General features: G+C 68.7%; 25 protein-coding genes. 16 read left to right on the top strand and 9 right to left on the bottom strand.

Annotated features, from left to right (window positions below; genetic code table 11):
• Positions 1-131 precede the first annotated feature (131 nt).
• The 4 genes from BUE16_RS08825 to BUE16_RS08810 all read left to right on the top strand — a co-directional run bounded on the left by BUE16_RS08825 (position 132) and on the right by BUE16_RS08810 (position 3,995).
• Complete coding sequence (locus BUE16_RS08825; RefSeq protein WP_073308700.1) at positions 132-632, top strand: amino acid-binding protein; 501 nt, start codon at positions 132-134, stop codon at positions 630-632.
• A 76-nt stretch (positions 633-708) separates the two neighbouring features.
• Positions 709-1,200 (top strand): hypothetical protein, encoded by a 492-nt coding sequence (locus BUE16_RS08820; protein ID WP_073308698.1) that lies wholly within the window; start codon positions 709-711, stop codon positions 1,198-1,200.
• 30 nt (positions 1,201-1,230) lie between these two features.
• Complete coding sequence (locus BUE16_RS08815; protein ID WP_073308696.1) at positions 1,231-1,863, top strand: IMPACT family protein; 633 nt, start codon at positions 1,231-1,233, stop codon at positions 1,861-1,863.
• A gap of 83 nt (positions 1,864-1,946) precedes the next feature.
• On the top strand, positions 1,947-3,995 hold the full coding sequence (locus BUE16_RS08810) for a S9 family peptidase (RefSeq protein ID WP_073308694.1): 2,049 nt from the start codon (positions 1,947-1,949) through the stop codon (positions 3,993-3,995).
• A gap of 270 nt (positions 3,996-4,265) precedes the next feature.
• On the opposite strand, the gene BUE16_RS08805 is transcribed toward BUE16_RS08810, so the two are convergent.
• The 3 genes from BUE16_RS08805 to mdh form a co-directional block, all read right to left on the bottom strand.
• Positions 4,266-4,469 (bottom strand): DUF7569 family protein, encoded by a 204-nt coding sequence (locus tag BUE16_RS08805; RefSeq protein ID WP_073308692.1) that lies wholly within the window; start codon positions 4,467-4,469, stop codon positions 4,266-4,268.
• A gap of 189 nt (positions 4,470-4,658) precedes the next feature.
• Positions 4,659-5,543 carry an NAD-dependent epimerase/dehydratase family protein gene (locus tag BUE16_RS08800; protein ID WP_073308691.1) on the bottom strand — a complete coding sequence of 295 codons (885 nt, stop codon included), beginning with the start codon at positions 5,541-5,543 and terminating at the stop codon, positions 4,659-4,661.
• 87 nt (positions 5,544-5,630) lie between these two features.
• Positions 5,631-6,545 carry a malate dehydrogenase gene (mdh, locus tag BUE16_RS08795; RefSeq protein ID WP_073308690.1) on the bottom strand — a complete coding sequence of 305 codons (915 nt, stop codon included), beginning with the start codon at positions 6,543-6,545 and terminating at the stop codon, positions 5,631-5,633.
• A gap of 188 nt (positions 6,546-6,733) precedes the next feature.
• On the opposite strand from mdh, the gene upp reads away from it, so the two are divergent.
• A complete protein-coding gene (upp, locus tag BUE16_RS08790; RefSeq protein WP_073308689.1) occupies positions 6,734-7,411 on the top strand; it encodes a uracil phosphoribosyltransferase in 678 nt (225 codons plus the stop codon).
• A gap of 177 nt (positions 7,412-7,588) precedes the next feature.
• Here upp and BUE16_RS08785 read toward each other — a convergent pair whose 3' ends face one another.
• The gene (locus BUE16_RS08785; RefSeq protein WP_073308688.1) at positions 7,589-9,322 is read right to left on the bottom strand and encodes an excinuclease ABC subunit C; all 1,734 of its coding nucleotides are present in this window, start codon (positions 9,320-9,322) and stop codon (positions 7,589-7,591) included.
• A gap of 138 nt (positions 9,323-9,460) precedes the next feature.
• Here BUE16_RS08785 and BUE16_RS08780 point away from each other — a divergent pair, with 138 nt between their 5' ends.
• Together BUE16_RS08780 and BUE16_RS08775 are read left to right on the top strand one after the other, a co-directional pair.
• Positions 9,461-11,233 carry a methyl-accepting chemotaxis protein gene (locus BUE16_RS08780; RefSeq protein WP_073308687.1) on the top strand — a complete coding sequence of 591 codons (1,773 nt, stop codon included), beginning with the start codon at positions 9,461-9,463 and terminating at the stop codon, positions 11,231-11,233.
• Positions 11,234-11,343: 110 nt separating this feature from the next.
• Entirely contained in the window at positions 11,344-11,595 is a 252-nt protein-coding gene (locus BUE16_RS08775; protein ID WP_073308686.1) for a hypothetical protein, read from the top strand.
• Between the two features lie 85 nt (positions 11,596-11,680).
• On the opposite strand, the gene BUE16_RS16935 is transcribed toward BUE16_RS08775, so the two are convergent.
• The gene (locus tag BUE16_RS16935) at positions 11,681-11,833 is read right to left on the bottom strand and encodes a DUF7556 family protein (protein WP_200778412.1); all 153 of its coding nucleotides are present in this window, start codon (positions 11,831-11,833) and stop codon (positions 11,681-11,683) included.
• A 174-nt stretch (positions 11,834-12,007) separates the two neighbouring features.
• Between BUE16_RS16935 and BUE16_RS08770 the strand changes: the two genes are divergently transcribed.
• The 3 genes from BUE16_RS08770 to BUE16_RS08760 are packed head-to-tail and all read left to right on the top strand — an operon-like array spanning position 12,008 to position 15,354.
• Positions 12,008-12,862 (top strand): CBS domain-containing protein, encoded by an 855-nt coding sequence (locus tag BUE16_RS08770; protein WP_073308685.1) that lies wholly within the window; start codon positions 12,008-12,010, stop codon positions 12,860-12,862.
• A 1-nt stretch (position 12,863) separates the two neighbouring features.
• Positions 12,864-14,714, top strand: a complete 1,851-nt coding sequence (glyS, locus tag BUE16_RS08765) for a glycine--tRNA ligase (RefSeq protein ID WP_073308683.1) — start codon at positions 12,864-12,866, stop codon at positions 14,712-14,714.
• Positions 14,715-14,721: 7 nt separating this feature from the next.
• On the top strand, positions 14,722-15,354 hold the full coding sequence (locus BUE16_RS08760; protein WP_073308681.1) for a dolichol kinase: 633 nt from the start codon (positions 14,722-14,724) through the stop codon (positions 15,352-15,354).
• An 81-nt stretch (positions 15,355-15,435) separates the two neighbouring features.
• Here the strand turns inward: BUE16_RS08760 and BUE16_RS08755 are convergent, their stop codons facing one another.
• The gene (locus BUE16_RS08755; protein WP_073308679.1) at positions 15,436-15,615 is read right to left on the bottom strand and encodes a hypothetical protein; all 180 of its coding nucleotides are present in this window, start codon (positions 15,613-15,615) and stop codon (positions 15,436-15,438) included.
• 51 nt (positions 15,616-15,666) lie between these two features.
• On the opposite strand from BUE16_RS08755, the gene BUE16_RS08750 reads away from it, so the two are divergent.
• The 3 genes from BUE16_RS08750 (at position 15,667) to BUE16_RS08740 (ending at position 16,798) form a co-directional block, all read left to right on the top strand.
• Positions 15,667-15,990: a hypothetical protein gene (locus BUE16_RS08750; RefSeq protein ID WP_073308677.1), complete on the top strand. Its 324-nt coding sequence runs from the start codon at positions 15,667-15,669 to the stop codon at positions 15,988-15,990.
• Positions 15,991-16,089: 99 nt separating this feature from the next.
• Complete coding sequence (locus BUE16_RS08745) at positions 16,090-16,494, top strand: polyketide cyclase (protein WP_073308675.1); 405 nt, start codon at positions 16,090-16,092, stop codon at positions 16,492-16,494.
• A 79-nt stretch (positions 16,495-16,573) separates the two neighbouring features.
• Entirely contained in the window at positions 16,574-16,798 is a 225-nt protein-coding gene (locus BUE16_RS08740; protein ID WP_073308673.1) for a hypothetical protein, read from the top strand.
• A 3-nt stretch (positions 16,799-16,801) separates the two neighbouring features.
• On the opposite strand, the gene BUE16_RS08735 is transcribed toward BUE16_RS08740, so the two are convergent.
• On the bottom strand, positions 16,802-18,127 hold the full coding sequence (locus tag BUE16_RS08735; protein WP_073308671.1) for a CobW family GTP-binding protein: 1,326 nt from the start codon (positions 18,125-18,127) through the stop codon (positions 16,802-16,804).
• Between the two features lie 153 nt (positions 18,128-18,280).
• Between BUE16_RS08735 and BUE16_RS08730 the strand changes: the two genes are divergently transcribed.
• From BUE16_RS08730 to BUE16_RS08720, 3 genes are all read left to right on the top strand, one after another.
• Positions 18,281-18,604: a hypothetical protein gene (locus tag BUE16_RS08730; RefSeq protein WP_073308669.1), complete on the top strand. Its 324-nt coding sequence runs from the start codon at positions 18,281-18,283 to the stop codon at positions 18,602-18,604.
• A 22-nt stretch (positions 18,605-18,626) separates the two neighbouring features.
• Positions 18,627-19,610 (top strand): ArsA family ATPase, encoded by a 984-nt coding sequence (locus tag BUE16_RS08725; RefSeq protein WP_073308667.1) that lies wholly within the window; start codon positions 18,627-18,629, stop codon positions 19,608-19,610.
• A gap of 221 nt (positions 19,611-19,831) precedes the next feature.
• Positions 19,832-21,682 (top strand): carbon starvation CstA family protein, encoded by a 1,851-nt coding sequence (locus BUE16_RS08720; protein ID WP_073308665.1) that lies wholly within the window; start codon positions 19,832-19,834, stop codon positions 21,680-21,682.
• A gap of 472 nt (positions 21,683-22,154) precedes the next feature.
• On the opposite strand, the gene flaJ is transcribed toward BUE16_RS08720, so the two are convergent.
• Complete coding sequence (gene flaJ / locus BUE16_RS08715) at positions 22,155-23,903, bottom strand: archaellar assembly protein FlaJ (RefSeq protein ID WP_073308663.1); 1,749 nt, start codon at positions 23,901-23,903, stop codon at positions 22,155-22,157.
• Positions 23,904-23,912: 9 nt separating this feature from the next.
• Positions 23,913-25,580, bottom strand: coding sequence for a type II/IV secretion system ATPase subunit (locus tag BUE16_RS08710; RefSeq protein WP_073308661.1), 1,668 nt, complete (start codon positions 25,578-25,580; stop codon positions 23,913-23,915).
• Between the last annotated feature and the right edge of the window lie 76 nt (positions 25,581-25,656).

The following is a 25,656-nucleotide window of genomic DNA, read 5'->3' as shown; positions in this document are numbered from 1 at the left end:
GAGCAGGGCGAGGTGCGAGCGCAGCGACCCGTGAGACGGGCGCGGTCAACCGGAGTGAGGCCGCGGCACGCGACGCATCGATCGGCCGACACCGAACAGTTATGCCCGTCGCTGGGCGACGATGGACAACGATGTTCGACGAGATCCTGGGGAAGTTCGAGGGATCGCCGGGGCAGCAGGCGGTGGTGAGGCTCCTGCTCGCGCGCGGCTTCTCCGTCAACGAGGAGGGCCGCGTCGTCTCCGGCGGCATCGAGATTCCCGACACCGGGATCGCCCGGGAGGCCGGCGTCGACCGCCGCGTCGTCGACGCGACGACGACGGCGATCCGCGAGGACGAGGAGCTCCGGCGGATCTTCGCCAACATCACCTCGGTGCCGAGCCTGATGGACCTGGCGCCGGTGCTCGGGCTCACCGTGCTCACTGTCGAGGTCGGCGACCCCGACGCCGCCGGCATCGTCGCCGAGATCACGGGGCTGCTCGCCGACGCCGGCCTCCCGCTGCGGCAGGTGCTCTCGGACGACCCGGAGTTCGCCGACGACCCGAAGCTGTACCTCATCACCGACGAGGAGCTACCCGGCGACCTGCTCGTGTCGATCCGCGAGCTGCCGTACGTCCGCAGCGTCGAGTTCTGATCCGCGGGGAGGCGGGCGCTGCGCCCCGCGACGGTCGAACCGACGGCGCTTTCAGCGCGACTCGCCCAGGGAGAGTATGGACGACCGACTCGCGAGCGTCCTGCGCGTGTTCGGCGTGCAGGCGGCGCTCGTTTCGGCGGCGATCCACCTGTTCGAGGGGCTTCCCCGACTGTTCGTCTACCTCCCGCGGCTGTCGTTTCGGGATCCCCGACCGTACCTGTTCGTTCCGTCGGCGCTGCTGGTGGTCGTGCTCGCGACGCTCGTCGTCCGCGGGTCCCACGACCGGCGCCTCTACTCGCTGAGCGCCGGGGTCCTGCTCACGTACTCCGTCGGGTACACCTGGTGGCACCTCACCGACCACGGCGGGCTCCTCCCGAGCCACGAGGTGACCGATCCGGTCGGCGAGGTGATCGCCCACCTGGCGGGCGACCCGATCGCGTTCGTTTCCTTCGCCGCGCAGGCCCTCGGCGCGGCCGCGTTCCTCGTGCTGTTCGTCGCCGACCCGCGGGCGTCCGGGGGCGATCCGAGCGATGGTGCGGCCCTGGCCGACCGCGCCGGCGAGGAGTAACCCTTTCACCCGCCGTCGACACGCACCGCCATGGCGACCCCCGATCCCTACCGCACCGTCGGCGAGCGCGCGTCCGCGGAGTTCACGGTGCAGGGGTCGCGGTTCATCGGTCACCTCGCGCCCGTCGACACCGTCGACGAGGCGGAGGCGTTCGTCGAGGAGGTGCGCACGGAGTACGACGACGCGACGCACAACGTCCCCACCTACCGCGTGCCCGCCGGCGACGGGGCGTCGAACTCGCCCGGCGGCGTGATGCTCAGGGAGTACTCGAGCGACGATGGCGAACCGACCGGCTCGGCGGGCAAGCCGGCGCTGAACGTCCTCGAACAGCAGGAGGTACGCAATGTCGTCGCCGTCGTCACGCGCTACTACGGGGGGACGAACCTCGGCGTCGGCGGCCTCGCCAGGGCCTACTCCCGCGCGGTGAAGGAAGGCCTCGACGCCGCGGGCGTCGTCGACGAGGAGCCCCACGAGCGGATCGCGCTCGCGGTCGCGTACGACGACTCCGGCACCGTACGCGGGATCCTCGAATCGACAGGCGTCGAGTTCGAGGCCGACTACGACGCCGAGGTATCCTTCGAGGCGCGCGTTCCCGTCGCCGACGCTCCCGACCTTCGCGACCGCCTCCGGTCGGCGATGAGCGGCCGCGTCGACATCGAGTGACCCGTGTCCCTCCTCGATCGACGGAACCGGTCACCTCGTTCCGGGTTCCGAACGTACTTTGCGCGCGACTCCGACGCCGCGATATGGACCACATTCAGGCGAGCGACTTCCACGACCTCGCCAAGCCGAGCGACCCGCGGGTCGCGCCGGACGGCGAACACGTCGCGTTCGTGCGGAGCGTGCCCGAGGACGACGACAGCTACGAGTCGACGGTGTACCTCGCCCCGACCGACGGCGACGGGGACGCCCGACGACTGACGCTGGAGGAGGGGACAGACGCCGAGCCGCGGTTCGCGCCGGATGGCGACCGCCTCGCGTTCACCTCGACGCGGGGGAAAGACGGCGACAGACAACAGCTGTGGCTGCTCCCGCTCGACGGCCCTGGCGGCGAGGCCGAGCAGATAACCGACGTGGTCGGCGGCGTCACCTCGATCGCGTGGAGCCCCGACGGGAGCCGGATCGCGTTCCTCCAGTCCGTCACCGAGGAGGACCGCGACGAGGAGCGCGACCTCGAGGTTCCTGAGGAGTACGAGCCCGAGGAGCCAGACCCGCAGGTCATCGACCGAACCGTCTACCGCACCGGTACGACGTACTTCGACGGGAAGCGCCTACAGGTGTACGTTCTCGACGTCGAGTCCGGCGGTCTCACACGCGTCACCGACGGCGACCACGACCACGCCGCGCCGACGTGGGGCGACGACGAGACGCTCTACTTTACCGCGCAGAAGGCCGGTGAGGACCCCGACGACAACTACGAGATCGACATCGTCGCCTACGACACCGAGTCGGACGAGACCGAGGACATCCACCGGACGACGGGGTGGGGCGCGTCGCTCGCGGTCACGGAGGACCACCGGATCGCCTACACCTACACCGAGGCCGAGCAGGCGAGCATTCAGCCGACGGAACTCCACGTGTACGACCGCGCGGCCGACGAGACGCACGACCTCACGGCCGACTTGGACCGGACGGTCGGGATGGGGGCCGCGCCGCAGTGGGGCCCCGACGAGGAGTGCGTGTACTTCGTCACGCCCGACGAGGGGGCGACGAGCCTCTGGTCGGCGTCCGGCGACGCGAGCGCGTCCCCCGAACGCGAGTACCGCGGCGGCGCTGTCAACGGCGGGCACGTCGCCGACGGCGTGACGGCGATCACGAAAAGCGAGTGGGACCACCCCGGCGACCTGTTCGTCCTCAACGGCAGCGAGGAGCGCCGGCTCGCCGATCTCAACGCCGAATACCTCGACTCCGTCGACGTGCGCGAGCCCGAGCCGCTCGCGTTCGAATCCGAGCAGGGACCCGTCGAGGGGTGGGTGCTGACGCCTCCCAATTTCAGCGAAGACGAGACCTATCCGCTCGCTGTAGAGGTCCACGGCGGCCCGCACGCGATGTGGACGACCAGCGGGACGATGTGGCACGAGTTCCAGACACTCGCGGCGCGCGGCTACGTCGTCTTCTGGTCGAATCCGCGCGGCTCGACCGGCTTCGGCGAGGAGTTCATGCAGGCCATCGAGCGCGACTGGGGCGACGTGACGCTCACCGACGTGCTGGCTGGGGTTGAGGCGGTCGCCGCGCGCGACTACGTCGACGAGACGAACGTGTTCCTCACCGGCGGCTCCTTCGGCGGGTACATGACCTCGTGGACCGTCGGGCAGACCGACTACTTCCGCGCGGCCGTCTCCCAGCGCGGCGTGTACGACTTCACCGGCTTCTACGGGTCGACCGACGGCGCGTACAAGCTGGTCGAAGGCGACTACGACGCGACGCCGTGGGAGGAGCCGGAGCTCCTCTGGGAGCACTCGCCGGTGGCGTACGCGCACGACGTGGACACGCCGACGCTCGTACTCCACTCCGATCAGGACTACCGGACGCCGGACAACACCGCGGAGCTGTACCACCGCATCCTGCGGAAAGCGGGCGTCGACACGCGGCTCGTGCGCTACCCGCGCGAGGGCCACGAGCTGTCGCGCTCGGGCGAGCCGGCGCACATCGTCGACCGCATCGAGCGCATCGTCCGCTGGTTCGACGGCTACTCCGAGCACCACGACGCGGAGCGCGCGCTCGACCGACCCGACGGCGACGGGCTGAGCGCGGGTGCAGACGAAGACGAGGAAGACGAGGACAACGGGGAGTAGCCCGAGTCGGCCGTCCACCGCGGACGAAGGTCCACGAGACGGGTTCGTTTTCACGCCGCCGGCCGCACCGCACCACTCGTGCATGGCCGACACGACCGACTGGGCTTGCTGCGACTGCGACGTGACTGTCCACGACCCGGTGTCCGTCCGCGAGGGGGTTCCGGCGCCGAGATGCCGTTTCGCGACTACGGATGGTACCGGAGTCTGGCCGCACACGTCGAAGAGGAGAGGCTCGCGGTCGGAGCGACCTGTTCGTTCGAACCGTGCGCGTCAGTCGACGATGATGTCGTTCTCCTCGTCGAGCGTCACGTCCGTATCGGACTGCATCTGCTGCTCGTAGCGGTCGATCCAGTCGGCGAAGCAGCCGGGGCACAGTCGCTGCTCGTCGACCGTCGATCGATCGACTGACAGGCGGATCGTCCGGGCGAGCGCGTCCTCCACCGACGATCCGCACGCGTCACAGGAGTCGGACATACCTTCGGCTGTGCGAGCCAACGATTTAGTCGTTGCCTCGATGTGTCGCCGGAGCGACGGCTGGCGTGGAGGCTGACAGGCGGCGCGGTCGAACCGTGACGGGGGCGCCGCACACCCGCGAACCCGCCACGGCCCTCGTCAGGTCACACGGGGACTGGTCTCGCTATCCGATATGAACTCTCGCGTCCGTTAGCTCCACAACTCGGGGTCGGAAACGTCCTCCTCGCGCGCGGTTCGCCACTCGTGTTCGGGGGTCCAGTCGAACAACTGGGCCGCCTTGGCCGTCGACAGCGCCGACCGCTCGCCGTCGAGGTCGCAGTCGGCGGGGAGCCGTCCGAAGTGCTCCTCGACGGCCTCGGCGGTCGGGCGACCCAGGTAGTTGGCGGCGGCGGCGGCGTGGACCGCCTCGTGGCCGGCGGGCGGGTCGTCGACCGCGCGGGCGACGAGGGCCGCCACGTCGCGCACGTCGACGTACGACCAGCAGTTGCCCGCGCCGTCGGCGAGGTCGTCGAGCCCGAGGCAGGTGTACTCCCCCGGGTACTGGATCCACGACGGGCGGACCGACGTGACGGGGACGCCGTCTCGACGGTGGACCATGTCGGCGACTTCCTCGGCGACGACTTTCCCCGTCCCGTAGGGGTCCTCGGGTCGCATCGGGTGGTCCTCGGTGATCGGGAGTTCGTCCGGAAGCGGCGTGTCCTCGGCGAACGCGAGCCCGTAGGCGCTCTCGCTCGACGCCTGAACGACGGTCGCGTCCGCGCGGCCGGCAGCGACGAGGACGTTGTACGCCCCGGCGACGTTGTCACCGAAGACGCGACTCCCCGCGTGGCGCGTCGGCGACGGATGCGAGCCCCAGTGGACGACCGCGTCCGGATCGATCTCGCCGACCAGGTCGAACGTCTCGCCGGCGTCGGTGAGGTCGACCGCGCGGAAGTCGACGTGCTGGCGCGGCGCTATCTCGTAGCCGGGGTGGTCGAGGTCGACGCAGACGACCGCGTGGTCGGCCGCGAGTCGATCGACGATCCAGCGCCCCGAGCGACCGAGGCCGCCGGTGACGATGACTGTGGAGTCCATACGATCGCGGTCGGACGGCGGCGTGAAAAACGAAGGTGGGTTTCGGGCGCGGTCGCGCGTCTGAAGCGGAGCCGGAACGCGGCCCGCCTACGCGATCTTGTCGTACTGCGTCGAGAGTTTCTCGGCCGCCTCGTCCATGAGGTCGGCCTCGTAGTCGTCAAGGTCCCACTCGACGACCTCTTCGAGGCCGTTCGAGCCGAGCTTCACGGGGACGCCGAAGGCGGTGTCCTCGTGGCCGAACTCGCCCTCCAGCGCGATGGACCCGGGGAGCACCTCACCGGTGTCGCGGATCACAGCCTCGACCATGTGGGCGACGCCGGTCGCCGGTCCCCACTCGGTCGCGCCCTTGCGGGAGATTACGTCCATCGCCGACTCCTGGAGGTCGCCGAGGATCTCCTCTTTCTCGTCGGCGGTGAACTCGGGGTCGGCGCCGTCGACGCGGACCTTCGAGAACACGGGCACCTGCGCGTCGCCGTGCTCGCCGAGGATCGTCGCCTCGACGTTTTTCACCGGCGCGTCGAACCGCTCGGAGAGCACGTAGCGGAACCGCGCGGAGTCGAGGCGACCGCCGAAGCCGAGCACCTTCTCGCGGGCGCGCTCGCCGCTCTCGTACAGGTGGCGGTTGAGCAGGTCGACCGGGTTCGACGTGGTGATCGACACGAAGTCGTCGTTGTACTCGCGCAGCGACTCGCCGATATCCTCCATGATCGGCGCGTTGTCGCCCGCCAGATCGATCCGGGTCTGGCCCTCCTTGCGCGGGATGCCGGCGGTGATGACGACCACATCCGAGCCTTCGGTGGCGGCGTAGTCGCCCTGCCGGATCCGGGTGTTGGAGTCGTACGCGACGCCGTGGTTGGTGTCGGCCGCCTGTCCGATCGTCGTCTCTTCCATGTCAGGGATGTCGACGAAGACGAGCTCGTCCGCGATGTCCCGAAGCGCGATGTTGTAGCCGGCCGCGGCGCCCACGGTTCCCGCCGCACCGATCACACTAACTTTCGTCATATCACGTACCTAGGCGAGTGAGTCGCCGGTAAACGTTTCGAAACCGACGATCTCGGGTGCTGAACGACGTAACTACGATCGACGATCGTCGACTTCGTTACCGGCCCGACGCCGGTCTCGCGGTGCACAGGTCAGTACGCGCGAGCCAACGGGATTATCACCGCCCGCACAGCTACCTTCGAGCAACGATGGCCATCGAGGAGCGAGGGGACGCACACCTCATCACGCACGCGCTGGCGAAGGACACGCTCTCCCGACTGCGCGACGTAGAGACCGAGCAGGTGGCGTTCCGCAAGGGGCTTGTGAAGCTCGGCCGCATCTGCGGCTACGAGATCATCGACGGCGCGATGGAAACCGAGTTCGTCTCGATCGAAACGCCGCTGGCCGAGACGACGGGCGAGCGCGTGAAGGGGCTCAACAACGTTGTCATCATCAACGTGCTGCGCGCCGCCACGCCGTTCGTCGAGGGGCTACTGAAGGCGTTCCCGCGCGCGAAGCAGGGCGTCATCTCCGCCGGCCGCAACGAGGAGGCCGGGATGGGCGACGACGGTACCTTCCCCATCGAGATCGACTACACGAAGCTCCCCGACATCACCGCCGAGGACACCGTCATCGTCGCCGACCCGATGCTCGCGACGGGATCGACGATGTGCGCCGTGCTCGATCACGTGCTCGCCGACAACCCCGAACCCGAAGACCTGTTCGTGCTCTCTGCCGTCTCCGCCCCGGAGGGGCTCACCCGCGTCGCTGAGGAGGCGCCGCAGGCCGATCTCCTCACCGTCGCTATCGATGACGAACTCAACGACGAGGGGTTCATTGTCCCCGGCCTCGGCGACGCCGGCGACCGCGCGTTCCGGACGCAGTAACCACGGCCCTGCGGAGCTCCCTCGCCGCGTGGGCGAACCTTCTTATCCGAAACCGGGACCATCCCGTCGCGTGACATAACGGCAGCCGGCGAGGGCCCGGGCGGGTGTGCGGTCCCCCTTCGCCGGTCGCGAGACGGTCGGACCACCTGTCAGCCACATCGGAGGGATCGGCCGCGCTTACAGCCGCGTCTTGAGCGCTCGCGCCGTCTTCTCGCCGACGCCAGGTACGTCCAGCAGATCGGACTCGCTGGCCGCGCGGACGTTCTCGACGGACCCGAACCGTCGGAGGAGTCGTCGACGGGTCTCGGAGCCGACGCCGGGGACCTCATCGAGGACCGTCGATACGTCGTCACGGAGCGTCTGGTGGTACTGCACCGCGAAGCGGTGCGCCTCGTCACGAACGCGCTGGAGCAGGTGGAGATGCGGCGCGTCGTCGTCCCAGCGGAGCACCCCGTCGGGAGTAATGATCAGTTCCTCCTCCTTGGCGAGCGCCACCGCCGGCACGTTCCAGCCAATCTCCGCGAGGGCGTCGTGTGCGGCCCCGAGTTGGCCGTCGCCGCCGTCGATGAGCAACAGGTTTGGGCCGGGGCGGTCGTCGCGCCCGTCAACGGCGCGCTCGGCGCGCCACTTCACCAACTCGCGCATGTTCGCGTAATCGTCGTTGCGGTCGGTGAGCTTCTTGCGACGGTAGTCCGCCGTCTCGGCGCTCCCGTCGACGAAGCAGACGTTCGAGCCGACGACGTGTTTGCCCTGCGCGTGGCTCACGTCGAACCCCTCGATGCGTTCGGGTCGAGCGATACCGAGGGCGTCCGCGAGCGCCGATAGCTCGTCGCGGCGGGTCGGACCGCTACGGGCGTTCTTCAGCGCGAGGTCGACGAGCTTCGCCTCCCGACCGGCACCGGAGACGCGGACGGCGACGCCCTCGGCCTCCAGCCACGCGAGCACGTCGCCGTCCGCCGGCCGTTCGGAGAGCAGTATCGCGTCTGGGAGCTCCCGCTCGGCGTAGTACTGCACCAGGAACGCCGACAAGACTTCCGCGACTCGGTCTTCGGTCTGCGGGGCGTCAAGCGAGTGGCGGGAGCGGTCGACGAGCTGGCCGCGCTCGCTGTGCAGGCGCGCGACCACCGCCGAGTCGCCCTCGACGGCCGCGCCGAGCACGTCGACGGCGCGCTCGTCGGAGCGGTCCGCGACGGCCTCCTCGCCCTCGCCGTGGAACGCCTCGACGGCGTCGAGGCGGTCGCGGAGATTCGCCGCGCGCTCGAACTCGCGCGCTTGGGCGGCCAAATCCATCTCCCGTCGCAGCGGGTCGGCGAGCGCCCCGGTTTCACCCTCGAAGAAGCGGACCGCAGACTCGACATCCTCGCGGTAGGATTCCTCGTCGATCTCGCCGGTGCAGGGGGCCGAGCACAGTCCCATCTCGTAGTCGAGGCAGGGACGCTCGCGCCCCTCGTACTTGTGGTCGGAGCAGCCGCGCAGCCCGTGCGTCTCGCGGATCGCCTTGATCACGGTGTCGACCCGGCCCTTGTCGGTGAACGGCCCGAAGACGGTCGCGGCCTCGTCCGGATCCCGCGTCGCCCCGATCCGCGGCACGGCGTGGTCGGTCAACTGGACCAGCGGGTACGACTTGTCGTCCTTGAGCCGGACGTTGAAGCGTGGGTTGAGCCGCTTGATCAGGTTCGCCTCCAGCAGAAGCGCCTGCGTCTCGGTGTCCGTGACCGCGAAGTCGATCGCGTCCGCGCGGTCGACCATCCGGGCGACCCGGGCCGACCGCGGGTCAGCGTACGACGGCACCCGGTCGCAGAGGTCGACCGCCTTCCCGACGTACAACACGGTGTCGCCGTCGAGGAACTGGTAGACTCCGGGATCGCGGGGGAGATCGGCCGCCCGCTTCCGAACGACGCTCGCGTCCATCGCGGGAGGATGAGGGCCCCGCGCGTTTGAGGGTGACGCGTCGAACGCGATACCGAACGAGGGTACGGGCAGTATCCAGCTATCGCTCGTGATTATCTGACAGCAATCGTTAAGCGTGATTCACGGTGCCGTAAAAACATGCCATTACTCGCCCGCCTCCGCGCGTGGGTCGCGGGGACGGAACGGAACGAGCCGCTGGCGGACGGCGGTGTCACCGTCCAATCGGGCGCCGCCCCGGCCGAGATGCCCGAGTCGGGCGCCACCGAAGACGACGACCTGAACGTCGACGACGATATGCTGCTCGACGGCGTCGGCGCCGCCGTGTTCATGCTGGACGCCGACGGCGAGATCGTCGCCTGGAACTCCGCGATCGAGGAGCTGACCGGCGCAACCGCCGAGGAGGCCGTCGGCCACGAACACGCCAGCGAGATGTTCTACCCGGACGGCCGGCGAGCACAGACGCTCGCGGACAAGGTGCTGGAGTACCCGAAATCCGTCCACGAGGAGTTCGACATCGAACTGAAAGACGAGTCGTCGTGGCTCTACTGTGACGAGAGCGTGATGACCGACCAACACGGCGACGACCGTCACATCTACTTCACCGCGATGCCGCTGTACGAGGAGGGCGAACTCGTCGCAGTCGTCGAGACCGTCCGCGATCGGACCGAGCAGGTCCGCCGACAGAAGGCGGTGGAAGGGCTCGTCGACGAGCTCGGTTCGACGATGGGGATGCTGATGGAAGGTGATCTCGACGCGCGGGCGTCGTTCGAGGACGAGGACGACTGCCTCGACGACCGGCTCCTGTCGGTCGTTGGCGATCTAAACCGGATGGCGGACGCATTCCAGGAGACTGCCGCCGGCGTCGACGAGGGGACCGTGCGGATAGAAGAGTCCGTCGAGGAGGCAGTCGACGCCGCCGAGGAGATCGCCGAGAACGTCGGCGAACAGAACGAGCTGCTCTCGGAGGGCGTCTCGGAGATGCAGACCTTCTCGGCGTCGATGGAGGAGGTCGCCGCGACCGCAGAGGAGGTCGACACAGCAGCCGAGCAGGCGCGCGACGCCGCGACCGACGGCCTCGACGCCAGCGAGGACGCCCGCGAGGCGACCGAGGAGGTGACCGACATCGGCGAGGAACTGGTCGATTCCGTCACCGATCTCGGCGACCGGATGGACGACATCGAGGCCGTCGTCGAGGTCATCTCCGACGTGGCCGAGCAGACGAACCTGCTGGCGCTCAACGCGAACATTGAGGCCGCGCGCGCGGGCAAGGACGGCGACGGGTTCGCCGTCGTCGCCGAGGAGGTGAAGACCCTCGCCGACGAGACCCGCCAGCACACCGAGCAGATCACCGGGAACATCGAGGAACTCCAGAGCCAGACCGACTCGACGGTCGTCGCCGCCGAGCAGAGTCACCAGCAGATCGACCACGCGGCCGACCAGATCGACGACGTGCTGGAGGCGTTCGAGGACATCGCCTCCTCCATCGATCAGGCGGCAGACGGCATCGCCGAGGTGTCGCGCGCGACCGACGATCAGGCGGCCACCGTCGAGGAGCTGACCGCCACCATCGAGGAAGTGCGGGAGCGCTCGACCGAGACCGAGCACGCCGCCGATCGGATCGTCGCCGCGACCGACGATCAGAGCGAGGCGATCGCCGAGCTCTCCCGGCGCGTCGCCGACCTCCGCGGCGAACACGCCGAGCGCACCGGGGTCCGCGGCGACGGCGGGCGGCCGGGTCGCTCCGGAAGCGAGGGACCGGAGTTCCGCACCGACGGCGGCATCACGATCGACGCGCCCGGGGACGACGGCCGCAGCGATGACGAGGAGGACGACGGCGTCACCATCGAGCCCAGCGAAGACGACGCGGAGGACGACGCCGACGACTACGGCGGCTTCGAGTTCGGGAACTGAGCCGAGCGCCGACGGCCCGGCGGGGACCGTCTACGACCGGAGCGGACCGCGTCGGCGGACGCCACCCGCGAACCCCACATCCTTTCTCGCGTGCGCTCGAACCGGGTGCCATGCGCCTCTGGCTCGTCTCCCGCGAGTACGACACCCGACAGACGGTGACGCTCAACTACGCGAGCGTTGACGGTCGCCGGTCGTACACCCGGCAGGCGTCGATCGAACTGCTCCAGCGCAAGCCAATCACCGCCGCCATCGACCGCGACGAGGACGACACCGACCGCGTCGACGACGACGAGCGCCGGGAGCGATACGCCGCCGAGGCCGAGCGGATGGCCGGCGACCACAACCCGGACGACGAGATCTGACGGCGCCGTCGCTCGAACCAGTCGAACCGCGATCAGCGGCGAACGTGCGCGGAAAACAGCACCGGAGCCTCCAGATCCCCCGGCTTCAACACCAGTTCTCGAGCACCGGGGCGTCGCCCTCGCCGACGGAGAGCCAGGCGTCGTCGCGTGCGAGGTCCGCGATGACGAACTCCGCGGAACTCTCGTCCACCGACGCCATCACCTCACCGGGCTCGCACCCCGTGTGCCTCGTTGTCATATGCATACTTCTCACATGCGAACTGATAAACTCGTCGGATTGTCACCGCGTGACAGGGGGTGACCCGAGGCCCGACGGGGACGGCTTCAGCTCCCGGTTCGTCGGGTGAGCGCTCGGGACAGCCGGCGGCACACCTTCGCATGATACAAGAGGCGTCGGGGCGCACTGCGGGGTATGAACGTAGCAGACGCGATGACGCCGCGGGCGGATCTCGTTACGGTATCGCTCCCTGGCGGTCGCGACGATGTCCTCACGTACCTGCAGGAGTACCGCTTCTCGTCGGTGCCCGTGATCAAAGGCGACGGCGACGGCGAAGTGTACCGCGGTCTCGTCTCGCGGGACGACCTCATCGAGCAGCCCGACGAGGACCAGCTCGCGCTGTTGATGCGCGACGTGCCGACGGTCACGCCCGAGACGAACCTCCGAGACGCCGCGCAGGTGATGGTCGGCGGCAGCCGGCGGCTCCCCGTCGTCGAGGCGCACGACGGCGACGCCCTGGCGGGGATCATCACCGTCACGGACATCGTCGATGCGATCGCCCGGGGCGAGGTCGACACTGACGCCGTCTGCGGCGACGTCGTCGGCGCCGACGTGAACACGGTGTACACCGGCACGCCGCTGACGGTCGCCGAGCGCCAACTGTTCTTCGCGAACGTTCCGTACGCGGTCGCGCTCGGCGACGACGGCGACATGGCCGGCATGCTGACCGAGGTCGACGTGCTCGAGGTCGCCCGCGTCGTCGAGGGCGAGGACGACACCGGCGACTCGATCGCCGACCAGGACGACGACTGGAAGTGGGAGGGCATCAAGGCCGTCGGCGCCGCGTACGTGCCGACTCGAAACGTCGAGATCCCCGCCGAGCCGGTCGAGGAGTTCATGACCGCGGACGTGAAGTCCGTCTCGCGCTCGCGCTCGGTCCGGGAGGCCGCCCAGGAGATGGTCACCGAGGACATCGAACAACTCCCGCTGTTGGGCGGCGGCGACCTCGTCGGCGTGGTGCGGGATGTCGACCTGCTGGAGGCGCTGTAGGATGGTCGCACAGGAGGACGTGATCGAACTGGCGAAGCGCCGGGGGTTCTTCTTCGGCGCGAACGGCGCCTACGGCGGCGTCGCCGGCTTCTACACCTACGGCCCGAACGGCGCGGCGGTGAAGGACAACCTCGAGTCCGCCTGGCGCGACCGCTTCACGGTGCGCCAGGGCAACATGGAGATCGAGGCGCCGACGATCATGCCCGAGGCCGTCTTCGAGGCGTCGGGCCACCTCGACGGCTTCGACGACATGCTCGTCGAGTGCCCCGAGTGCGGCGAGTCCCACCGCGCCGACCACCTCACCGAGGACAATACCGACATCGAGGAGGCCGAGTCGCTGCCGGTCCCGGAGGTCGAGGAACTCATCCGCGAGCACGACCTGCGCTGTCCGTCCTGCGACGCGGCGCTCTCGGGCGAGCCGGTCGAGGAGTTCAACCTCATGTTCGAGACGAGCATCGGCCCCGGCACGGGCCAGCCCGGCTACCTGCGCCCGGAGACGGCGCAGGGCATCTTTGTCGAGTTCCCCCGCCTGAAGGAGTACGCGCGCAACCGCCTTCCGTTCGGCGTCACCCAGATCGGTCCCGCCTACCGCAACGAGATCAGCCCACGAAAGGGCATCATCCGCGTTCGGGAGTTCACCCAGGCCGAGCTGGAGACGTTCATCGACCCCGAGGAGGACGAACCGCCGCTCCACGAGGTCGAGGACGTGGAGGTCACGCTGTACCCGGCCACCGAGCAGGAAGACGAAGAGGGCGAGGCGTACACCACGACCGTCGGCGAGGCCATCGAGAAGGGCGTCATTGGCTCCGACTGGGTCGGCTACTACCTCGGGGTCGCGCAGGGCTGGTACGAGCGTGTCGGCGTCGACATGGACCGGTTCCGCTTCCGTCAGCACCTCCCCGGCGAACTCGCCCATTACGCCGCGGACTGTTGGGACGCCGAATCAGAAGTGGGCGCGGCGGGAATCGCCGCGGGATCGAGCGGCGACGGCGAGGAGCCGCGAGACGGCGGCGACTGGATCGAGATCACCGGCTTCGCGTACCGCTCGGACTACGACCTCTCGAAGCACGCCGAGCACTCCGGCGAGTCGTTCACCGTGTTCAAGCAGTACGACGAGCCGAAGACGGTCGAGCGCGCGGCCGTCGATCCCGACATGGCGACGCTCGGCCCCGAGTTCGGCGGCGACGCCGGCGCGGTCGCAGACGCCCTGCAGACGCTCGCCGAGCGCGATCCCGACGCCTTCGACGCCAACGAGGTCGAGGTGGAGGTCGACGGCGACGAGATGACCGTCGACAGCGACGTGGCGAACTTTTCGGTCGAGACGGTGACCGAGAACGGGGAGCACATCACCCCACACGTCGTCGAGCCGTCGTTCGGTATCGACCGCATCGTCTACACGGTGATCGAGCACGCCTACCGGACCGACGAGGTCGACGACGAGGAGCGCACCTACCTCGCCTTGGACCCGGAGATGGCCGCGACCGACGCCGCCGTCTTCCCGCTCGTCTCCAACGACGACCGGCTGCTCGACCTCGCCGACGAGGTCACCGGCGACCTGCGCGCGGCGGGCCTTTCCGTCGAGTACGACGACTCCGGCTCGATCGGTCGGCGCTACCGCCGGCAGGACGAGGTCGGCACGCCGTTCTGTGTCACCGTCGACCGCGACGGCGTCGAGGGCGACGACCCCGACACCGTCACCGTCCGCGAGCGCGATTCCGCGCGGCAGGTCCGCGTGCCCGTGCGCGAGGTCGCCGACGAGCTCGACGCGCTCCTCGACCCCGAGGACGACCGCGCGTTCGACGCGCTGACGGCGGCGTACGACGAGATCGAGACGGGCGTGGAGACGGCCTGAGACGCCGATGGGGGAGCTGAAGCGGCGGGCGGTGCACGCCTCCGGGACCGGGTTTCCCGCGATCTACCTGCTCGGGCTGGTCACGTGGCGGCAGCTACAGGCGCTTCTCCTGCTCGCGACCGCCGGCGTGTTCCTGCTGGAGTTCCTCCGGCTCGTCGTCGACGTGGAGTGGGGGCCGCTTGACCGCGTGTACGACGAACTGACGCGGGAGTACGAGGCCGACAGCGTCGCCGGCTACGCGCTGTTCATGGTGGGCGCGACTGCCGCTGCGCTGGTGTTCGCGCCGCCGTACGGCCCCGCGATCGTCGCCTTCGAGCCGCCGCTGTCGGTGTCGGCGATCTTGATGCTCTCGATCGGCGACCCCGTCTCGGGGTACCTCGGAAGCAACGACGCGACGGCCGCGAAGGAGGTGGGCGTGCTCGCGGTGATGTTCCTCGTCTGTTTCGCGCTCGCGGTGCCGATCACCGTGCTCCACGCGGGAGCGGTCGTCGGCGTCGCCGCCGCGGCAGCGGGGGCGCTGGGCGCGACCGTCGCCGACGGCGTAAAGCCGGTGATCCGCGGCTACGTGGTCGACGACAACCTCACCATCCCGCCGACCGCGGGGGCGGCGATGACCGCGGTGTTCCTGCTGGCGGCCTGAGTCGACCTGCGGCGACACGAGGCGGCCGCCGGACGAACGCACGAACACGAGCGAGCGGAGCGGAACCGCCGGGCGGCCGCGCTACCGCAACACGATCAGGTACGTGGCCGCGAAAATAACGAGGCCGAGCCCGAGGACGTTTTCGAGCGTCAGCGCGGCGAGATCGAGGTACGACAGCCCCCACACGACGACCGACGCGAAGATCGACGAGAGGACGAGATTCATCGCGAGCAGCACTCGGGGGTCGCCGTCGCTTGCCATGCGTCGGCGTGCGGGAACCACCTACTTGGCTCTCGCGGTCATAGCGGAGGTATGCGCCTCCGGAACCGCAAAGGCGACCCCATCGACCCGGTCCCGTTTCTCGTCGTCGCGGGGATGGCGTTCATGATCCTCTTTTCGGCCGGACCGATCTACCTGATGGCACTGTTCGGCGTCGACGTGCCGGTCGCGCTCGCCGGGTCGGCCGCGGCGTTCGTTCCCACCGCCGCCCTCGCGTACCACCGCCTCGTTCGGTCGGCTCAACCGGACCTCCGCGGGGAGCTACCGGCGTCGTTGCGGTTCCGCCGGCTGTGGTACGCCGGAGTCGCCTTCGGGCTCCTCCTCGTGGCGTTGACGCTCCCGCTGGTCGACTGGTGAGCGGACCGACGCGAACGCCCCGCAGCAGCCGGCGAGCGGTCCGGGGATTCGGAGCCGGTTCCCCGCGGGCTTTTGTGCGGGGGGCGCCCACCCCGATGCATGCGCGAAGTCGAGGCCGAGCGGTTCGTCGCGGCGGCGCCCGACGCCCTCCGCCGGCGCCTCTCGCCGACGACGCTCGTCGAGTACGAGGGCAGCTTCCGTGCGCGGACCGCGCGCGAGGACGGCGACGCGACCGTCGTCACCGTCGCCGGCGGCGGCCTGGAGTTCGACCTCCGCGTGACCGAGACGGCCGACGGCTGGCGCTACGAGCAGGTCGGCGACGAAGGGCCGTTCGACGCCATGGACACCGAGGTGACCCTCGAGGCGTCCGACGAGGGGAGCCGGGTGCGGGCCGTCTCGCGCGTCTCGCTCGGGCTGCCGGTCCCGCTCGCCGACCGCGTCGCCGGATGGAAGCGCCGCGGCGAACTGCGCCGGCTACTCGACGCCGTCGCCGCGGACGCCTGAATCCGCGGGCGCGACGGTTGTGCGCCGCGTTCGGGACGCCGCGTCGCAGTTTATGCACGAGGTACCAACTGGCACACCCATGGGACTACTCGGCACGCTCACGGAGACGCTGAAGGCATCGACCGAGTCGCCGAACCGCGGCGGCGATCAGACGGCGGAGTCGGAGGGCGCGTACTGGTGTCACGACTGCGACGAGCGCCTGCTCGACCTCGACGTAACTGGGGAGGGACCGCCGTCGTGCCCGGAGTGCGGCGACGACATGGAGTTCGAGCGGTCGCCTGGATCGACCGGCTGCGCCTGCTGACCGCTACGACAGCGAGACGACGGTGTCGTCGCCGTCGGCGTTGCCGTCGGACGCGGTCGGGACCCACGCCGCGAGGCTCGCGTCGATCCCGTCCGCGAGTTCGTCTTCGGAGACCAGACAGGCGTCCAGCCGTTCGCGAACCGCGGGCTCGTCGAGGTCGACGCCGATGACGACGACCTCCGTGTGCCGGTCGCCCCACTCGTCGTCCCAGTCGGCGTCGCCGCGGCGGTTCGCGCGGTACAGTTCCCGGTCGGCCTCGTCCATGGCCGCCACCCACTGACCGACCGCCTCAACCCGAACCGAGGGGCCGGCCTGGCTGTAGTCCAACCGCTGATCGCTGCCGGCGACGTGGAGCGTCCCTTTCGATCGGACGACCGACGACGGGAGGTCCGCGAGAAACTCGGCGAGCCGCTCGGGGTGGAACGGTCGCCGCTCCCGGTAGACGAAGGAGGTGACGCCGTACACCTCGTCCGGGTGGGCGTGGTCGTGGTCGTCACCGCCGTGTGCGTGCCCGTCGCCGTCGACCGCGTGCCCGTCGCCGTCGGCGTGCCCGTCGCCGTCGACCGCGTGGCCGCCGTCCCCGTGCGTGTGGTCGTGCCCGTCGTCCCGGCGCTCGTACAGATCCACGTCGAGGATCCGATCCAGCGGCGCCGCCGAGTGCTCGGTCGGGACGACCGGCGCGCCGGGACGGAGCGCGCCCACCAGTTCCTCGGCCTCGGCGAGTTCGGCCCCGTCGCACAGGTCGGCCTTGTTGAGCAGGACCACGTCGGCATCCTCCGCCTGTTCGACGAGGAGGTCCGAGAGCGGGCGGGCGTCGTCGCCCTCGCGGTCCGCGTCCGCCAGCGATCCCCGTCGCGTCGGCGACCCCTCGCTCGCGAACGCGTCGAGGAACTGCGGAGTGTCGAGGACCGTGACGACCGCGTCCATCCGGTAGCGAGCGGCTGCGGGGCCGTTGGTGAACTGTCGGGCGACCGGGCCGGGCTCGCTGATGCCCGACGGCTCGACGACGAGGTGGTCGAACTCCTTGCCGTCGGCGAGCTGGACGACGGCGCGTTCGAGGTCGTCGCGCAGCTCACAACAGATACAGCCGTTCGACAGCTCGGCGACGCCGACCGCCGGGAGGTCCTCCGACGAGAGCAGATCGTAGTCGACGTTCACCGACCCCACGTCGTTGACGAGAACGGCGACATCGCGGTCGCCGGCGTTCGAGAGGATGTGGTTCAAGAGCGTCGTCTTACCGGCGCCGAGGCTCCCCGAGAGGACCGTCACCGGGACGGCGTCGGAGCCGTTCGGTCCGGGACCGCCGCCGAGTCCGCGTCCGGGTGTCATCGGCGTACGATCCGGGAGTGTGGTACTTGTGCGCGTTGGTCGCGGACGGCAGTCGGCCGCGAACGGAGTGTGTGAGTCGCGGGCGATCGAGGAGTGCGATCCGCGGACGCGATCGCGACACCCTTAACCACGCCAGCGTTCCACAAGCGGCTAATGAGCGACGGCACGGACGACGGCGAGGCAGCCCTCGCGGACCGGATCGACCGGTACCTCGACGCGTTGCGCGAGTGGGGAGCCGGGCTGTACCACGGACTGTTGACTCACCCAGCGTACGAAAAGATCGAGAAAGAAGCCGAGGACCTGGAGGACTCGTTCATGCTGGCGTGCTTCCCCGACGCCTTCGGTATCCCCTCGCCGGTGTCCTACTACACTGCCGAGCTGCTCCCGTACCTCGACGACGAGTTCGAGGCGTGGGAGCGGCGGATGTGGGACCGCGGGTCGATGCTCGAACGCAAGGGGCAGCAGTACCACTTCTGACGATGACCGGAGGCAACTAGCGATGGAGAAGTTCGTGTTCTTCGGCGGGAAAGGCGGCGTCGGCAAGACGACGATGTCGGCGGCGTACGCGGTCAAGTGCGCCGCGACCGGCCTCGACACGCTCGTCGTCTCGACGGACCCGGCGCACTCGACATCGGACGTGTTCGACCAGCGATTGGGTGACGAACCGCAGGCGGTGGAGGGTCGCGACGGGCTGTGGGCGATGGAGATCGACCCGGACGAGGAGGTCGAACACCACCTCATGGAGACGAAGCGGGCCCTCGGCGACCAGGTGAGCGCGGCGCTCGTCAACGAGATCGACCGCCAGATCGAGATGGCTCACCAGACGCCCGGCGCCTACGAGGCGGCGCTTTTCGACCGCTTCGTCGACGTGATGCGATCGAGCGAGAACTTCGACCGCGTCGTCTTCGACACCTCGCCGACGGGCGGAACCCTCCGGCTGCTCGGGCTTCCCGACTTCCTCGAGGGGTGGATCGACCGGCTGCGTCGCAAGCGCGAGAAGTCGATCGACCTGTTCGAGAAGGCCGCAATCGGGAACAACGAGCCGCGCCGCGTGATGGACGGCGACCCGATCCTCGCGCGGCTGCAGGAGCGCAAGGAGTTCTTCGAGTACGCCGGCGAGACGCTGCGCGAGCACGCGGCCTTCTTCCTCGTCGTCAACCCGGACGAACTCTCCGTCCGGGAGACGCGCCGCGCGGCCGAGGGGCTCTCCGAGCGCGGTCTTCCCGTCCGCGGGCTCGCGGTGAACCGCCTCACGCCGTCGCCCGACGACGACGAGAACGGTCGCGGCGCGCGCTACCTTCGGGACCGGGTCGCGACCGAGCGCGCGCACCTTCGGACGCTCCGCGAAGAGTTCGATCAGCCCGTCGTCGCCGAGATCGAAACCCGCGTCGAGGAGGTGAAGGGCGACTTCCTCACGGAGGTCGCCAACGAACTCGACATCGGCGCCGACGCGCCGGCGACACCGTCGGAAGCGTCGAGGTAGCTGCGTCGCGACAGCGGCGCGCGAGCGCGGGCGAGGCGGTCGGGGGGAACCACAAAGTATTCAACGAATACCTGCTGACAAAATCCAGTTCAAAAAGGTAGGGAAACAATAGAGAACGCGCGTTCAGGGCCTCAGGTCGCCCGTCGTGAGCGGGTGGGCGCATCGGCGAAAGTTAATGTTTTTATGTTCTTTCCACACACGGCTGTGACGAGGTAACAAGCATGGTGGCTGCAATGTGGCTGGTGATCGGGGTACTCGTGCTGTTCAGCGCGGGCTACCTCGGATACTCGCGGTACCTCGCTCAGTTCGTCGAACTGGACGAGGAGCGCGAGACGCCGGCACACAAGTACGAAGACGGACAGGAGTACGTTCCGGCCAAGAAGCCGGTACTCTTAGGGCATCACTATTCGAGCATCGCTGGCGGCGCGCCCATCGTGGGCCCCATCACTGCGGGCGTCGTGTGGGGCTGGGTGCCCGCGCTATTGTGGATCGCTATCGGCAACCCGCTGATGGGTTCGGTGCACGACTTCGTCTCGCTGTCGGCGAGCCTCCGGCACGAGGGGAAGTCGATCGGGTACATCATCGGCGAGTACGTGGGCGAGCGTGGCAAGAACATGCTGTTGTGGTTCGCGTTCCTCACGATCATCCTCGTCGTCGCGGTGTTCGCGCTCGTCGTGGGGATCGTGTTCAACGCGTACCCGGAGGCGGCGACCGCGAGCCTGATCTACATCGCACTCGCGGTGCTGTTCGGGGTGTACCTGTACCAGCTGAACCTCTCGTTCATTCCGGGGACCGTCGCGTTCGTCGCCCTGATGTTCGTGGGCGTGTACGTGGGCACGATGTTCCCGGTCGCGCTGTTCGAGCCGGCCTCGCGCGCGCCGGCCGAGACGATCGTTCTGCTCGGCAGCGGCGGCTCGTGGCTCCCCGGCGCGGGGACGCTCGGCGCCAACACGGCGGCGTGGATCCCGGTCATCCTCGTGTACGGAGCGCTCGCGAGCGCGCTCCCGGTGTGGGTGCTGCTGCAGCCGCGTGACTACCTGTCGTCGTTCCTGCTGTACTCCGGCGTCGGCGGGGCGCTCCTGGCGATCATCGTCGGCACTGTCGGCGGCGCGCTCGGCATCTCGGCGGTGACACCGAGCCAGCCGCTCGTCACGAATCTCGAACCGTTCTACGGGTTCATCGGCCGCTCGGGCGCACCGCTGTTCCCGCTGCTGTTCATCACCATCGCGTGCGGGACGATCTCCGGGTTCCACTCGCTGGTCTCCTCGGGGACGACAGCGAAGCAGCTGAACAAAGAGACCGACGCGCGCGCTATCGGCTACGGCGGGATGCTCGGCGAGGGGCTGCTCGCCACCGTCGCGCTGATCACGGTCGCGCTCGTCGCGCCCGAGGTCGGCGGCGGCATCGGCCTCGCGCTGCCGACGTTCGCGACCGGCGGCGGCATCATCCTGACGAGCTTCGGCATCCCGACCTCCTTCGGTGGGCCGTTCATGGCGCTGGTCCTCGTGAGCTTCCTGCTCACGTCGACCGACACCGCCGTCCGGCTGGGTCGGTACATGATGGAGGAGATCGTCGGCACGCCCGAGTCGTCGGTCGAGTCGTTCGCGGCCGACCGCTACGGCAACGCCGTCGTACAGGCGCTTCCGGCGTACGTCCTCATCACGAGCGGGTCGTGGCTGACGCTGTGGCAGCTGTTCGGCGGAGCGAACCAGCTGCTCGCGGCGCTTGCGCTGCTCACCGCGACGGTGTGGCTGGCCAACTGGAGCGACTCGAAGCAGCTCATCTCCACGGGCGGCCCGATGGTGGTCATGGTGACCATCACGGTGCTCGGCCTGCTGTGGCTCGCGCTCCACGACAACGTCTACGCGAAGTTCCTCAACGACGCGTGGATGGCCGAAGCGGGCGCCTTCGCGATGCTCTCGGCGGTCGTCCAGATCGCCCTCGCGTTCACCCTCATCTACCTGGCGCTGTCGCTGGTGAAGATGGGATACGAGAACATCCAAGACGCTCGCAGCGGTACCGGCGGCGCGGTCGCCACGGACGGCGGTCAGGGATCACAGCGCGATTCCTGAGTTCGGCGGCATCCGTTCGGAAGTCGGCCGAACCGACGACCGGTCGGCCGACCGTCGCGGCGTCGGACTCCGTTTTTTGCACGCGCTCGGACGACGAGCGGCGGCACCGCAGCGTCCGCGGTGCGGCCCCGCGTCTCGACGGGCGGTCGCGACCGCGTGGGGCGTTCTGACAGGCCCCATCGACCGCGTGTGAACAGTACCGCCGAGAATGTCGCTCGGGCGCCCCGAACCGGGATGTTCGAATTCGGGGTCTGCACGTCGAACGCCAGGCCCCTCCCCACGGCTTCGCCGCGACCAGACGGCGGTCGACTCCCGCATCTCCGCGACCGCGGCTAAACGACGACTCCGCAACGGAGGGAGATACCGGTTTGGCGTAGCGTATCAGCGGCGAGAGCGACGGCGATCGCCGGGGTGGCAAGGACGCGGCCACGGGCGGCCGTCGAGTGCGACCGTGTCCGCGGGCGACCCGAACTCAGATCGTGAGGATCGCGCTGACGAGGTGCTTCGTGAAGATGGCCACGCCCGACCCGAGCCACGTCATGAGCACAAAGTGCAGGTAGGCGTTCGCCTTGTTGCCGCCGTCGATCGTGCGGATCATCACCGACGAGAGCACGGCGTTGAACAGGATGACGAGCAGGAGGAGGAACTCGATCAGCGCGATGTCGTACACCCCGGCGTAGATGACCTTGCCGACGCCACCGGCGTTGGTGATGTTGAACTGCTGGGACAGGTCCGCGAGGATGTTGACGACCTGGAGGCCGATGAAGAACGCGAACGCCGACGCGGAGGTGATCCCGTACAGCAGCCCGATCATCGTCACCGTCGCTTGCCGGCGCTGCTCGCGGAGCTGCATGACGGTGTTCATGTTCTGGGAGATGAGCTCGCCGAGCAGCTTCGGCCGACCGCCCATCGAGCGCCCCTCGAGGTACATGTCGGAGAACTTCTGGATGAGGTACGACCGCGTGTCGGTCGCGAAGGTGTACCACGCCTGCTCGGAGCTGATCCTGATGTTGAGCCGCCGGTACAGCCGGACGATTGCGGGGGTGAGCGCGCCGAAGTCCTTCTTATGGAGCGTCGCCAGCACGTCGCCGGTCGTCGACTGCTTCGCGGACTCCGCGGCGCCGAGCGCGCGGACGAACGAGGGGAACTCCTTGTCGCGCTCCTCAATGTTGCGCTCCTCGAACCGGAGCATCACCCCGGTGATGGCCATCGGTGAGATGGGGACGCAGATGTACATCGCGAGCGGAATGTCCTCCAGGAAAAAGAGCAGGCCGCGCAGCCCCGGGCCGACCCCGAAGAGCCCGGCGCCGACGAATATCACGAGCCCGGTAGTGCCGGCGACGCCGACGGCGAAACTGCCCCACAGCCGGAAGTCCGAGGGCGCCCCCTCCTCGGAGTGGAACCAGACGGGGTCGTGGGGGGCCATCGCCCGGATGACGACGTAGAAGCCCAACTGGACCAGCATGAACAGGACGATGACTGCCGAGACGGTGAGCGTCGGGTTGTCGCCGGTGAGGATCGGGAGCACGATGGCGAACACGAGCGCGAACGTCATCGAGAGGATCATCGACATGTAGAGGTCCTTCATGACCTCCAGGTTCGCCAGCGCCCCCTCGTACACCGTGATGTAGTTCTGGATGACCGCGTCCTGCTCGGACAGCAGGAAGTCGTCGAGCGTCTGGCCGGCGCCGATGGTGTAGCCGAGCCGGTCGAAGAAGTCCGAGAACACGTCGGACGGAACCTCCTTCGCTCGTCGACGCAGCGCGTCGTCGAGCGACTGGTTCCACGTGTCGACGAGGTGGACGACCCGGCCGAGCTCGTCGGCGGCGGCGCCGTACTCCTCCTCGACCGCGAGCGTCCGGAACACTTCCATGCGGTCGATGTTCGTCGTCGACAAGACGGTCATGTGCGTCATCACCAGGTGGAGTTGGTTCTCGATGGCGACCTGCCGGCCGTTGAGGTACAGTTTCGGGTAGAAGACGGCCGCGACAAACACCAGAATCCCGAGCGCCGGGATCGGAAGACGGACCGTCAGCGGCAGCGGCAGCAGGAACGCGCCGACAATCGTGAGCAAGAAGAACGCCGTCGACGGCCCGAGGATGTAGCCGACGTACGTCCGCTTGGACATGTCCAGCGCGTCGTACGACGCCACCAGATCGGCGGCAAGCTCCGCTGCGGAGTCGGGGAAGAAGTCGGACGCGGACGCGCTGTTCGCACTCATGGAGGCGGGTCAGGTCGTGCGGTGCATGTCGAATGGAAGCCCGTCGACGCCGTCGCGCTGGAAGGAGGTGATCGCCTCGTTCACCTCGTGATAGCCGAGGATACCCTCCTGGATCATCCGCTCGATGAGCTCCGCGCGGAAGCTCAGGTCGTCGTAGATGTCGCGGGTGTCGGCGTAGCCCAGCAGCGTCGCGATCTGCTCTTCGAGCACGTAAGAGTTGTTGCGCCCGCGAAAGACGATCTCGTCTTCGACGGGGTCCCAGTCGAACACCTGTCGGGTGACGACGCCGTCCATCTCCTTGGAGTACCCCTCGATCTCCTGGACGGAGGTGACCCGACGCAGGACCTTATCGCCCTGCTTGACACGGTTCTGGAACAGCGCCACGTCGGCCACGTCCATGAACGTCTCCGGGACGTTGATCGGCTCGGAGGTGAACCGCTGGATCATGGAGACGATGTCGGAGGCGTGGAACGTCAGCATCACCGGGTGCCCGGTCTGGGCCGCCTGGAAGGCCATGCGGCCCTCGGCGCCACGAACCTCCCCCACAATGATGTAGTCGGGGCGCGAGCGCAGCGCCGCCGCGACGAGATCGAACATGTCCACGTCGTTGGAGTCGCCACCGTCGCCCTCGCGGGTCAGGAGCTGCTGCCACGTGCTGTGCGGGGGGACGACCTCCGCGGTGTCCTCCGCGGTGTAGATCTTCGAGTCCCGCGGGATGTACGAGAGGATAGCGTTGAGCGTCGTCGTCTTCCCGGACGCCGTCTCGCCGACGACGAAGACGGTCTGCTCGTTCTCCAGGCACAGCCAGAGATACGCCGCCAGTTCGGGGCTGAGCGTCCCCCACTTCGTGATCTGGTTGATCGAGAGGGGCGTCTCCTCGCCCTGACGGATCGTGAGCGAGGAGCCCTTGATCGACACGTCATCGGAGTAGATGATGTTGATACGCGAGCCGTCCGGCAGCGTCGAGTCGATGATCGGGTTGGAGTCGGAGACGGGGTCGCCCATCCGCTCGCCCATGTTGCGCAGCCAGTTGTCGAACTCCGTCGGCGTCCCGAAGTCGACGGTCGTCTCCAGCATGCCGAAGACGCCGTGGTCGACGTGGCACTCCTTCGGGCCGATGACGTGGATGTCCTCATTCTCCGGGTCGCGCATGACCGGCTCCAGCGGGCCGAAGCCGACGATGTCGCGGTTGAGCCGGTAGCGGATGTTGTCGTACGTCTGCTTCGACACCTCCACGCGCCCGAAGTTCTTGATCGACGAGAGGACGTTTCGCTGTCCCTGCTCTTCGGTGACGGCGGTGACCTCCTCCAACAGCTCCTCGATCAGGTCGTCGTATCCCGACTCGCCTTCCGGCGCGGGCTTGTGGCCGCTCTGGCGCAGCAGCTTCGATTTCACCGTGTCGAGCACGTCTTCCTCGGCGCCCGACAGCGTCGGTTCGACGGTGTAGTACTTCGTGTCCTGCCCGAAGTCACCGTACACGTGACAGAAGATGGGACCGCCGACGGGGTACAGCACGTTCGGGCGGCGGGCCTCGTGCTCCCCCTCGATCTCGTCGACGAACATCGGGAACTCGCCGGTGATCTGTTTGAACTTCTGTAGGTGCTCGCGCAGGTGCGGCCGCTTCATGGCCAGCTGCTTCAGCTCGCTCGAGGGATTCGCCTGTCCTTGGTCTGTCATCGAATACACCTCCGTGCCGGCGACGGCCGGCGTCCGTCGTCGGACGTGACGGCACCGCGCCCCCGGCTCCCGACGA

The sequence above is a fragment of the Halobaculum gomorrense genome, from assembly GCF_900129775.1.
Taxonomy (GTDB): Archaea; Halobacteriota; Halobacteria; order Halobacteriales; family Haloferacaceae; genus Halobaculum; species Halobaculum gomorrense.
This window is presented reverse-complemented; position numbering and strand designations above follow the sequence as displayed.

Excerpts from the sequence above, each read along its gene's own strand:
- BUE16_RS08825 (WP_073308700.1), top strand. The coding sequence starts at position 132 with ATGTTCGACGAGATCCTGGGGAAGTTCGAGGGATCGCCGGGGCAGCAG.
- BUE16_RS08820 (WP_073308698.1), top strand. The coding sequence starts at position 709 with ATGGACGACCGACTCGCGAGCGTCCTGCGCGTGTTCGGCGTGCAGGCG.
- BUE16_RS08815 (WP_073308696.1), top strand. The coding sequence starts at position 1,231 with ATGGCGACCCCCGATCCCTACCGCACCGTCGGCGAGCGCGCGTCCGCG.
- BUE16_RS08810 (WP_073308694.1), top strand. The coding sequence starts at position 1,947 with ATGGACCACATTCAGGCGAGCGACTTCCACGACCTCGCCAAGCCGAGC.
- BUE16_RS08805 (WP_073308692.1), bottom strand. The coding sequence starts at position 4,469 with ATGTCCGACTCCTGTGACGCGTGCGGATCGTCGGTGGAGGACGCGCTC.
- BUE16_RS08800 (WP_073308691.1), bottom strand. The coding sequence starts at position 5,543 with ATGGACTCCACAGTCATCGTCACCGGCGGCCTCGGTCGCTCGGGGCGC.
- mdh (WP_073308690.1), bottom strand. The coding sequence starts at position 6,545 with ATGACGAAAGTTAGTGTGATCGGTGCGGCGGGAACCGTGGGCGCCGCG.
- upp (WP_073308689.1), top strand. The coding sequence starts at position 6,734 with ATGGCCATCGAGGAGCGAGGGGACGCACACCTCATCACGCACGCGCTG.
- BUE16_RS08785 (WP_073308688.1), bottom strand. The coding sequence starts at position 9,322 with ATGGACGCGAGCGTCGTTCGGAAGCGGGCGGCCGATCTCCCCCGCGAT.
- BUE16_RS08780 (WP_073308687.1), top strand. The coding sequence starts at position 9,461 with ATGCCATTACTCGCCCGCCTCCGCGCGTGGGTCGCGGGGACGGAACGG.
- BUE16_RS08775 (WP_073308686.1), top strand. The coding sequence starts at position 11,344 with ATGCGCCTCTGGCTCGTCTCCCGCGAGTACGACACCCGACAGACGGTG.
- BUE16_RS16935 (WP_200778412.1), bottom strand. The coding sequence starts at position 11,833 with ATGACAACGAGGCACACGGGGTGCGAGCCCGGTGAGGTGATGGCGTCG.
- BUE16_RS08770 (WP_073308685.1), top strand. The coding sequence starts at position 12,008 with ATGAACGTAGCAGACGCGATGACGCCGCGGGCGGATCTCGTTACGGTA.
- glyS (WP_073308683.1), top strand. The coding sequence starts at position 12,864 with ATGGTCGCACAGGAGGACGTGATCGAACTGGCGAAGCGCCGGGGGTTC.
- BUE16_RS08760 (WP_073308681.1), top strand. The coding sequence starts at position 14,722 with ATGGGGGAGCTGAAGCGGCGGGCGGTGCACGCCTCCGGGACCGGGTTT.
- BUE16_RS08755 (WP_073308679.1), bottom strand. The coding sequence starts at position 15,615 with ATGGCAAGCGACGGCGACCCCCGAGTGCTGCTCGCGATGAATCTCGTC.
- BUE16_RS08750 (WP_073308677.1), top strand. The coding sequence starts at position 15,667 with ATGCGCCTCCGGAACCGCAAAGGCGACCCCATCGACCCGGTCCCGTTT.
- BUE16_RS08745 (WP_073308675.1), top strand. The coding sequence starts at position 16,090 with ATGCGCGAAGTCGAGGCCGAGCGGTTCGTCGCGGCGGCGCCCGACGCC.
- BUE16_RS08740 (WP_073308673.1), top strand. The coding sequence starts at position 16,574 with ATGGGACTACTCGGCACGCTCACGGAGACGCTGAAGGCATCGACCGAG.
- BUE16_RS08735 (WP_073308671.1), bottom strand. The coding sequence starts at position 18,127 with ATGACACCCGGACGCGGACTCGGCGGCGGTCCCGGACCGAACGGCTCC.
- BUE16_RS08730 (WP_073308669.1), top strand. The coding sequence starts at position 18,281 with ATGAGCGACGGCACGGACGACGGCGAGGCAGCCCTCGCGGACCGGATC.
- BUE16_RS08725 (WP_073308667.1), top strand. The coding sequence starts at position 18,627 with ATGGAGAAGTTCGTGTTCTTCGGCGGGAAAGGCGGCGTCGGCAAGACG.
- BUE16_RS08720 (WP_073308665.1), top strand. The coding sequence starts at position 19,832 with ATGGTGGCTGCAATGTGGCTGGTGATCGGGGTACTCGTGCTGTTCAGC.
- flaJ (WP_073308663.1), bottom strand. The coding sequence starts at position 23,903 with ATGAGTGCGAACAGCGCGTCCGCGTCCGACTTCTTCCCCGACTCCGCA.
- BUE16_RS08710 (WP_073308661.1), bottom strand. The coding sequence starts at position 25,580 with ATGACAGACCAAGGACAGGCGAATCCCTCGAGCGAGCTGAAGCAGCTG.